2 protein-coding genes are annotated in these 2058 nt (G+C 32.4%); both read left to right on the top strand.

Features of this window, described 5'->3' with window-relative positions:
• Positions 1-158: 158 nt before the first annotated feature.
• Positions 159-752 (top strand): recombinase family protein, encoded by a 594-nt coding sequence (locus KA814_RS09235; protein ID WP_000690635.1) that lies wholly within the window; start codon positions 159-161, stop codon positions 750-752.
• The coding region (locus tag KA814_RS09230) for a Mu transposase C-terminal domain-containing protein (RefSeq protein WP_210122725.1) at positions 724-2058 on the top strand (1335 nt) is incomplete at its 3' end. The genes KA814_RS09235 and KA814_RS09230, both read left to right, overlap by 29 nt.

The following is a 2058-nucleotide window of genomic DNA, read 5'->3' as shown; positions in this document are numbered from 1 at the left end:
CAGAAAATAACCATTTTCTGTACACTCTCTTTTTATGTCTAAATAAGTATGTATTACATAGAATTATGTGTTCAAAAACCCAACAAAAAATCTATGTTCACAAAAGACCTTGTGATTAAGTTATGGTACACTGAAGATGTATATAGGAGGTTTGTATTTTGAAAATAGGTTATGCAAGAGTTTCAACTGGATTACAAAATTTAAATTTACAGGAAGATCGATTAAATACACATGGTTGTGAAAAAATATTTAATGACCATATGAGTGGTTCAAAAAGTAAAAGACCTGGTTTAGATAAAGCAATTGAATTTGCGAGGTCAGGAGATACCATTGTTGTTTGGAGACTAGATAGACTAGGACGTAACATGGAGGATTTAATCACATTAGTGAATGAACTTAACGAACGAGGCGTGAGTTTTCATAGTTTAGAAGAAAATATAACGATGGATAAATCAAGTTCTACAGGACAATTATTATTTCATTTATTCGCAGCATTTGCAGAGTTTGAACGGAATTTAATTTTAGAACGTTCTTCAGCTGGACGAATTGCAGCTCGTGCCAGAGGACGTTATGGTGGAAGACCTGAAAAATTGAATAAAAAAGACTTAAATTTACTCAAAACACTTTATGATAATGGCACCCCCATTAAAACAATTGCAGAACAATGGCAAGTTTCACGTACAACAATTTATCGTTACCTCAATAAATTGGAGGACAAGGAAGATGAAAAACAAGGAGAAGTATCTAACTAATTTTTCTGAAGCCAAACGTAAAAAAGCTACTCAAAAGTACAATATTATAAAACCTTTTATCCTAGGCGAACAATCTTTATCAAGTATTTCTAAAAGTAAAGGGATTGCGTTAAGCACCCTTTATAGGTGGAATAAGTCATATAAAGAACAAGGACTTAAAGGACTAATCTATGCGACAAGAGCTGATAAAGGAACACGTAAAATAGAACCAAAGATAATTGATGAAATTGAACGCCTTGCGCTTATGAATAAAAGAAATAGTATAGCCACAATTCATAGGAAAATCACTAATTACTGTAAAGAAAATAATTTTGATATACCAAGTTATAAACAAATTTATAGTGTTATTAAAGCAATGCCTAAGTCTGTTATTGATTTCTCTCATCAAGGTGAAAAATACTATCAAAATAAGTACGATTTAATACAAATTAGAGAATCCTCGAGACCCAATGAAATATGGCAAGCAGACCATACTTTGCTAGATATCTTTATATTAGACCAAAAAGGTAATATCAATAGACCGTGGCTAACTATAATTATGGATGACTATAGTCGTGCAATTGCAGGCTATTTCTTAAGTTTTGATGCCCCCAATGCTCAAAACACAGCATTAACACTACACCAAGCAATATGGAATAAGAATGATACCAACTGGCCAGTGTGTGGTATACCCGAAAAATTCTATACAGATCACGGAAGTGACTTTACCTCAAATCACATGGAACAAGTCGCTATTGACTTGAAAATAAATTTGATGTTTTCAAAAGTTGGTGTCCCTCGTGGTCGTGGAAAAATAGAACGCTTTTTTCAGACAGTTAACCAAACTTTCTTAGAACAACTGCCTGGATATATAAACAATAATGATACTCCTAGTAATCTAATAGATTTTCACAATTTTGAAGAAAAACTACGTTACTTTTTAATTGAAGATTATAATCAAAAAGAACATAGTGCTATTCATACCACGCCTATCAGTCGTTGGAATAGTAATCACTTTTTCCCTAATATGCCAAGTAGCTTAGAACAACTTGATTTATTATTGTTGGAAATACCTAAATCTAGAAAAGTTCATTCAGATGGCATTCATTTTCAAGGTTTTCGATACAGTAATACTAATCTAGCAGCTTATGTAGGTGAATATGTACTGATTCGTTATAACCCAAATGATATGGCTGAAATACGTGTGTTTTATAGAGATGAATTTCTTTGTACTGCTATATGTCCAGAAATAGCTGATTACTCCATAGATATAAAAGACATACAGCACGCTCGTAGTCAGAGAAGAAAACACTTAAAACAAAATATT

This window comes from Staphylococcus sp. GDY8P196P (assembly GCF_017891705.1).
GTDB lineage: Bacteria > Bacillota > Bacilli > Staphylococcales > Staphylococcaceae > Staphylococcus > Staphylococcus ureilyticus.
Note: the sequence above shows the minus strand (reverse complement) of the source record. Positions and strands in the feature narration are given on the sequence as shown.